The organism is Synergistota bacterium (assembly GCA_025060595.1).
Taxonomy (GTDB): Bacteria; Synergistota; GBS-1; order GBS-1; family GBS-1; genus 42-11.
The window spans coordinates 1-7,222 of the sequence record JANXBX010000021.1 but is presented as its reverse complement, the minus strand read 5'-3'; the positions used below and the strand labels follow the sequence as shown (position 1 = coordinate 7,222).

Annotated in this window: 8 protein-coding genes, 1 rRNA gene and 1 pseudogene; 7 read left to right on the top strand and 3 right to left on the bottom strand. The window is 40.2% G+C overall.

The window, feature by feature from the left end:
- The 3 genes and pseudogenes from NZ900_09600 to NZ900_09590 all read left to right on the top strand — a co-directional run bounded on the left by NZ900_09600 (nt 1) and on the right by NZ900_09590 (nt 1,376).
- Nucleotides 1–192: pseudogene (locus tag NZ900_09600) on the top strand (methyl-accepting chemotaxis protein).
- Nucleotides 193–275: 83 nt separating this feature from the next.
- Nucleotides 276–599 (top strand): condensin-2 complex subunit G2 family protein, encoded by a 324-nt coding sequence (locus NZ900_09595; GenBank protein ID MCS7234333.1) that lies wholly within the window; start codon nt 276–278, stop codon nt 597–599.
- Between the two features lie 3 nt (nt 600–602).
- Nucleotides 603–1,376: a ParA family protein gene (locus NZ900_09590; protein MCS7234332.1), complete on the top strand. Its 774-nt coding sequence runs from the start codon at nt 603–605 to the stop codon at nt 1,374–1,376.
- A gap of 55 nt (nt 1,377–1,431) precedes the next feature.
- Here NZ900_09590 and ppcA read toward each other — a convergent pair whose 3' ends face one another.
- From ppcA to NZ900_09575, 3 genes are all read right to left on the bottom strand, one after another.
- A complete protein-coding gene (gene ppcA, locus NZ900_09585) occupies nt 1,432–2,889 on the bottom strand; it encodes a phosphoenolpyruvate carboxylase (GenBank protein ID MCS7234331.1) in 1,458 nt (485 codons plus the stop codon).
- Nucleotides 2,890–2,997: 108 nt separating this feature from the next.
- On the bottom strand, nt 2,998–3,846 hold the full coding sequence (locus NZ900_09580) for a thiamine pyrophosphate-dependent enzyme (protein MCS7234330.1): 849 nt from the start codon (nt 3,844–3,846) through the stop codon (nt 2,998–3,000).
- Nucleotide 3,847: 1 nt separating this feature from the next.
- Nucleotides 3,848–5,524 carry a 2-oxoacid:acceptor oxidoreductase subunit alpha gene (locus NZ900_09575; protein MCS7234329.1) on the bottom strand — a complete coding sequence of 559 codons (1,677 nt, stop codon included), beginning with the start codon at nt 5,522–5,524 and terminating at the stop codon, nt 3,848–3,850.
- A 204-nt stretch (nt 5,525–5,728) separates the two neighbouring features.
- On the opposite strand from NZ900_09575, the gene NZ900_09570 reads away from it, so the two are divergent.
- The 4 genes from NZ900_09570 to NZ900_09555 all read left to right on the top strand — a co-directional run.
- Nucleotides 5,729–5,920: a Trm112 family protein gene (locus NZ900_09570; protein ID MCS7234328.1), complete on the top strand. Its 192-nt coding sequence runs from the start codon at nt 5,729–5,731 to the stop codon at nt 5,918–5,920.
- Nucleotides 5,917–6,471, top strand: a complete 555-nt coding sequence (yfcE, locus tag NZ900_09565) for a phosphodiesterase (protein ID MCS7234327.1) — start codon at nt 5,917–5,919, stop codon at nt 6,469–6,471. The genes NZ900_09570 and yfcE overlap by 4 nt, the downstream gene beginning before the upstream one ends.
- The gene (locus NZ900_09560; GenBank protein ID MCS7234326.1) at nt 6,464–7,006 is read left to right on the top strand and encodes a macro domain-containing protein; all 543 of its coding nucleotides are present in this window, start codon (nt 6,464–6,466) and stop codon (nt 7,004–7,006) included. Before yfcE ends, NZ900_09560 begins: the two co-directional genes overlap by 8 nt.
- 147 nt (nt 7,007–7,153) lie before the next feature.
- A 16S ribosomal RNA gene (locus NZ900_09555) occupies nt 7,154–7,222 on the top strand; the annotation flags it as partial.

Genomic DNA, 7,222 nt, shown 5'->3' with positions numbered 1-7,222 from the left:
TTACTTGCTTTGAATGCTGCTATTGAGGCAGCTCGTGCTGGCAAGCATGGCAAAGGATTTGCTGTTGTTGCAGATGAGATTAGAAAGCTTTCTGAAAGAACCAAAGCTCTTTCTGAGAACTTTATGAAAGAGGTAAGGGGCTTCTCTGAAAGAATTAGTATAGACATGAATAGAATCTTAGGTGAAATTTTAAGGGAGGAGCTTTTTCAAAGTTTGACAAAGTTAAGGTTGCCGCTTCTAAAATTGCTGAGGATCTAGATTCCACTTGCTTAATAGTGAGGGAGATTCTTTATACTATTAAGTCTCAGCATGAGGATATAAGCTCTACTTTAACAGCTTTATTAGGTGAAATTCAGTTTCAGGATGTAGTTAGGCAGAAGATTGAGAAAGTTTGTAGCGGTTTGCGTAAGCTTGCAAGTTATAACTCTTCGGTGATCTCTTATTTAAGTGGGGAAAGCAAAGAGGCGTTAAGTATGGATAAGATGCTTGAGGAGTTATATCAAGAATATGTTATGCACGCCCAAAGGGAGATTCATAACCAGGTGTTTAATAGAGATATTGCTTTTTCAAAGGAAGGACCCAAGGTAGAGCTATTTTAAGGGATGGCTGTGATCATATCCGTTAGCAATCGCAAGGGTGGAACAGGTAAGACTACAACTGTTGTTAATCTGGCTGCGGAGCTTTCCTCCCGTGGCCGGAAAGTTTTAGTTATTGACCTGGATAGTCAGGCTCATGCCACGCTAGGTTTGGGTTTTTCTTTTTCGCTTGATCACAAGACTATTCATGATCTCTTCCTAAATCCTAATTTTGATGTTGATTCTTGTCTTTATTCTACAAAGTGGAATGGACTATTCCTTATGCCTGCTAACTACTCCTTTGAGCACAGCAGTATTATGGGAGATAGTCGACTATTGAAGGAGGCCTTGATTAAAAGCAGGTTTTTAAAGGATTTCGATTTCGTTATTATAGATACACCTCCATCATTAGATGCCCTTCTTCTTAATGCTTTAACAGTTTCAGATTTCCTTTTGATCCCCTTCTTGCCTCATTTTCTATCTGCAGAAGGCATTATAAGCTTGGCGAAGACCTTTTTGAGGATTGTGATCAAAGATAACCCTTCTTTAAAGCTTCTTGGCTTTGTTCCTATTATGGTTAACTCTAGAGTTCAGCATCATAAGTGCATTCTTAAAAGAATAGCTGACGAGTATGGGAAAGATAAAATTTTACCTCAAATAAGAATGGATATAAAGCTTGTTGAGGCTTTCGAATCTAAAAGCCCTATTAAGTTTTATGCTCCTCGAAGTAAGGGAGCAATGGACTATAAATATTTAACAGATGAGGTTTTAAAGGTGATTGCTCGAAAAGCTTCCCTATAGTAACTTCTAAGGAAGATGCATGAGATTAAATAGTCTCTGCGCTATCCAGCCCTCTTTATCCTAGGAATTTTCTTATATGTGCTGCCCTTAAAATGTATTTTTCCAGGTCTTCAGTTTTTCCCTCCTCAAGACGTTTCACTATAAATTCGGTTAGCTCTTTGTGTTCCTCGTCCTCTTCAAATTCTATCTCAAGCTTTTCTATAGCCTCCTTTAGCTCTTTGGGGAATAGCTTCCCATTTACGTTTGAGAACTTAAGCGCATCCTTAATATCGCATTTAAAACCGATATAGACATCTTTTAAGAAGTTAAGGTCCTCTTTAGTTAAGGAGTTTAAAGCGAATACCTCTGGAGGTAACCCTACTGAGTATAGTGCTGCAGTAAAGGCTATAGCACGGGGTAAGCTTACATCTCCAAGTTTTCTTGAGTATCCGAAAAGTCCAATGTGGAGCTTTCTTTTTCTTCTCTGAGGTACATACTTTGCAACCTTATTTATTAGGGGAGCAAGCTTGACTATCCAGCTCTGATATTCCCTTGAATACCTTTCAGCTATTTCTAAGGCTTTATTTTCATCTATTTCTTGAGGTGGCCTCGGAACAGTTTTCTTTATCCTCTTTATCCCCTTTCTTGCCTCTTCAGGGGTGTTATCGTATTTAAAGGAAGACTGTATAGTGAATGTATATACGCTCGGATATTCTTCTAAGACTCTTTCAACGGTTTGCGGCCTTAGGTTCCCCCTAAATGGGGCTGAGCCTACCCCTATTATGGGGTATATCTCCTTGCCTATTTCAATAGAAAGCTTATGTAGCTTACTTAAGGCTATCTTGTTGAATATTACAGCGCTTACTATACCATAGTTCATTGCCGGGTCAGATCTCGCCAAGAACACCCTTTGGTAAGGTATATCCTTATCTTCTAAGTAACTTCTGACTACTTCGTGAGCATTTAGCATGCTTTCCTTATTCTCAAAAAGTGGGATGACGTTTATCTTCTCCGGCTTGAATTCTCCGATCCAATCCCCAATGGTTATTTTCGTTTTTTCTATAATTCTTTTTTGTTTTCCTGTAACAAAATCGCTGTAGTAGTAATAAATACTATTAAGTTCATCAGCTGAAGTGGTCATAGGAAGAATTACCTCAAAGATAGGGGCGATATCATCTCCATAGAAAAGCTTGGCTACATCGTAAGATCTTGGTATGCTCTCTAAAGTTTCTAAAAGGATTTTCGCTTCCTCTTTTTCAATGGCCGGGTTTGGGACTCTTAGGGTTATGAATACTTCCTTGCCTAAAGGTTTCTCTTTAAAGAAGCTTTCATATTTGGTGAGGAGCTTTTTAACTACGAAGTTATCCACTTCTTTTCCCTCATAGTCCCACATCTGTTCGTCGCATCCAAGGTGAGAAAAAACATAAAAGGCTTCTTCTATTTCATCCTCTCCTCCCAATATCGCGTTATTAGTGAAAAATGGAGAGATAACATTATCAGGGTGTTGTGTGCTCATACATCTTGGTATCTTCATTTGTGTATCACTCCCTGTATTAGGGTATATTTAAACCAATATTTTATTAGGGAGTTTTTAGTTTGTCAATGGGATTTTGGCCTTTTTTAATGGTACAGTAGCTCTTATCTACATCTTTTTGCTTTCTATCAGCTTATTTAGTTTTTCAATATCTACCTCATATTCAAAAAGAGGCGTTTTCTGGCCTCGTCGTACAAGCTCATCAAAGGTCTTTTTACTTGAGTTTACATAGAAAATGCCAAGGGGTAGTTTTTCTTTTTCGATAGCTCTCTTGAAGGCCAATTCCCTATCTTTCGGGTCATGATTCTTAAGATAGTAGGTGTTTTCTTTATACCACTCGTAAGTATTTACCCTGTTGAAAGTTACGCAGGGTTGGAGTATGTCCACTAAAGCGTAACCCTTATGTTTGATTGCCTCCTTTAATATATCTTTTGTGAACTCTATATCTCCTATGAATGTTCTTGCTACAAAGGAGGCATCAAGGGCGATGGCGACCGCTAAAGGATTAAATGGTTCCAGTATTGTACCATCTACCTGAACTGGCGTCTTAAAGCCTAATAAGCTTGTCGGGGATGCCTGTCCCTTGGTTAGGCCGTAGACCATGTTGTTATGAACTATGTTTACTATATCGGGGTTTCTTCTAATTGTGTGTATGAAGTGATTACCTCCCTCTCCATACATGCAGCCGTCTCCGCTTTCAGCTATAACTAATAGGTTTGGGTTTGCCACCTTAATGGCAGTTGCTGCAGGCAAAGCTCTACCGTGAAGACCGTTAAACATGTTGACCCCTATATAGTGGGGCATCTTTGCAGCTTGTCCTATGCCAGATACAATAACCACATTGCGAGGATCCAGTTTCATTTCCTCGAAGACCTTCATTAATGCCACTCTTATACCGAAGTTTCCACATCCTGGACACCAAGCTATATCCTTGCTAACGTACTCTTCAATTTTCATTTTATATCACTCCTTCAATCTTACTTTTTAACTCTTCTACCGAAAATTGAATGCCGTTGTACTTTAAGATTCTCTCCTTTATATAAAATCCGGTTGTTTGTCTTATTAGGTTTGCAAACTGCCCCGTTGCATTAGCTTCAATAGCTATAACCTTTTTGGCTCTCTCTAGAAGCTTGACTACGGAGCTATCGATCGGCCATACTTGTGAGAAATGAAGTAAAGCGATCCCTTTCATATCGGATATCGCTTCTCTTATTACCTCTAAGGTTGATCCCCAGGCCACTATGAGTGTTTGAAAGTTTTCATCTCCTATAAGCTTGGGTTTCAGGATTTCCTCTTTTAATTTCTCTCCTTTCTTTAGTCTTTTTTCTACCATCTTCCTTCTGATTTCAAAGTCTTCTGTGATGTGTCCGTATTCATCGTGTTCGTCGCTATCCACCTTTACCAAGCCCTCGCCGTAACCTGGGACTCCCCTGGGAGATATGCCATCTTCGGTAAGGGAATATCTTAAATAGCTTTTCTCAGTTTTAACTATGTACTTTTCAACCCTTATGTTCTTTAAATCGAATGGTGGTAAATTGTAAAAGGAATCTATAAGATACTGGTCCGTTAGTATGAACACCGGGATTTGGTATTTATCAGCCATGTTGAAAGCCATCTGAGTGATATAAAAGGCCTCTTCTATGTTTCCGGGTGAGTATATTATTCTTGGGAATTCTCCATGTCCTGCATATAGTGCTAGGTTTAGATCTCCCTGTTCCGTTCTTGTTGGTAGTCCAGTTGCAGGGCCTGGCCTCTGAGCGAGGTGTATCACAACAGGGGTTTCTAGCATCCCGGCAAGGCTTAAGGCCTCCCCCATTAAGGCGAATCCTCCACCTGATGTTGTAACTAATCCTCTTGCGCCAGCGTACCAAGCTCCTATAATCATGTTCATGGCGGCTATTTCATCTTCCGCTTGTTCAACAACTATTCCGAAATCATTCTTGTGTTGAGCGATAAAGACCAGTACAGATGTAGATGGTGACATCGGATAAGATGAAACGAAGTTACAGCCTCCAGCGATTGCTCCAAGGCCAACGGATTCCGCTCCGTTTAATATGAGCTCATCTTTAACATACTCGTGCTTCTTCAGAGATAACCCTATATTGTGGGAGATCTCCTTGCCTCGTTTGTAGCCTTCGGTTGCAGCAAGTGTATTGCTTTTAATTATTTCCTCTCCTTTTCCCTTAAACTGCTCTTTAATTTGATTTTCTAGCGCTGATTCATCGGCTCCTAATAAGCCCGATAGGAAGCCTATCGCTATAGAGTTTGCAAAAAGCTTGTTTCCTAACTGTTTTGCCATCTCCAAGAAGGGGACCTCTATCTTCTCACCGGGCGATGTTTCTATAAATTCCCTTTCACCTATTACAAGAGTTTTATCGGTTATGCGGTTTTCAAGCCTGTAGGTTGCGTTTTTCCCCAGAGGTATTAATATATCAATTCTATCGATTAAAGCGCGAATCCTTTCTGATGAGACTCTAATCTCGGTCGTATTGTTCCCTCCTCTAATGCGGGACATATACTCCTTTGTAGCAAAGACATGTAGCCCTGAGTTTTTCAGTATATGGGTAAGAACATGTTCTAGCGTTTGAATTCCTTGCCCTGCCTCTCCGCTAAGCACTACACTTATATCTGTCATTACCTACCCTCCTTTTGTAACTATCAATTTCGACTTTATTTCAGTAGTATCTTAACTTTATTTTAACATAGTTTTAATCCTAACTTTATCTCATTATTTAGCTTTGCTATTTATTTCGATGATATATTTGGTTGTCGGTGTTTTTTCTTTTGTAGGTGATTATCTATTGCTTGCTCTGATAAAATTAAATATGGGGTGATGTATATGGATTTAAGGGAGCTTCTTAATTTGATAGCCTGTCCTAAATGTAAAGGGGACTTAGAGCTTGATCGTGAAGAGAGATTTTATATATGTAAAAGCTGTAAGTTAGCCTATCCAATAGATGATGGTATTCCAGTTTTACTAATCGATAAGGCTTTTTCTATTGAGAAAATGGGAGGAGGGTTAGAAGAATGAGAGTTGGGATCTTAAGCGATACTCATGGTGGACTTAAGGCCTGGGAGGAAAGTTTAAGGCTTTTTGGAGATGTCGATCTTATAATTCATGCGGGTGATATTCTTTATCATGGTCCGAGAAATCCCTTTCCTGAGAGGCACGATCCTAAGGGCTTAGCTCAGGCGATAAACTCTTTACAGATTCCTCTTTTGGTAGCTAGAGGAAACTGTGATGCAGATGTAGATCAGTTAGCTATAGATTTTCCTATCTTGAATCCTTACATAATTTACGATCTTGGAGGTTTTAGGGTTTTCGCTCATCACGGGCATTCCTTGTCAGAGGAGGAGATCATGAAATTTGTTACTAAGCTTGGTGTTAAGCTTGTGGTTAGTGGGCATACTCATAAATTTCACTTGGAGAAAAAGAACGGTATTTGGTTCTTTAATCCTGGATCTCCTAGTTTGCCTAAAAGCGAAGAGGGACCAACAGTAGGGTTGGTAGAGAATGACGTCCTTAAGCTCCTTTCTTTACGCGATGGCAGGGTCTTAAGGGAGGTGAGCTTGTTTGCTTAAGATAGGTAAGACGGTTATAAGGCTTGAGAAGGGAGACATAACGGAATTTGAGGTTGATGCTATAGTTAACGCTGCCAATAATCACCTTTGGATGGGGGCTGGAGTAGCGGGTGCGATAAAGAGAAAGGGAGGAGATGAGATAGAGCGTGAAGCCGTCTCCAAGGGGCCGATTCCAATAGGGGAAGCGATAGTTACTAAGGCAGGGAAACTTAAGGCTAAATATGTTATACATGCTGCTGTTATGGGTCAGGATCTAAGGACAAGCGAGCGAATGATAAGAGAGGCCACTTATAATTCTTTGCTGAGAGCGGATGAGCTTTTCTTAAAGAGCATAGCTTTTCCTGCATTTGGAACGGGGGTAGGAGGATTCCCCTTTGATAGATGTGCCAAAGCCATGCTTGATGAGGTGAGGCTCTACCTGATAGAAGCGGAAAACACTAATCTTGAGGAGATAATCTTCGTTCTTTATACTGAAGAGGTTTTTAAAGCTTTTGAAAGAGAGCTGAAGCTTTTAGAGGAAAAGGTGAAAAAATGACGGAAATCGTCGAGTGGATTTTTGTTTTCTAAAGAAGAAGACCAGTTGACATTGCTACTTTTGGCTGGTAGAATAGGCTTTGCCTCTGGTGAGTGAGGTACCTTGAAAAGAGCATAAGGCATCATGGGGGCACCTTCGATTAGATATTTATTGGAGAGTTTGATCCTGGCTCAGGATGAACGCTGGCAGCGTGCCTAACACATGCAAGTCGAGCGC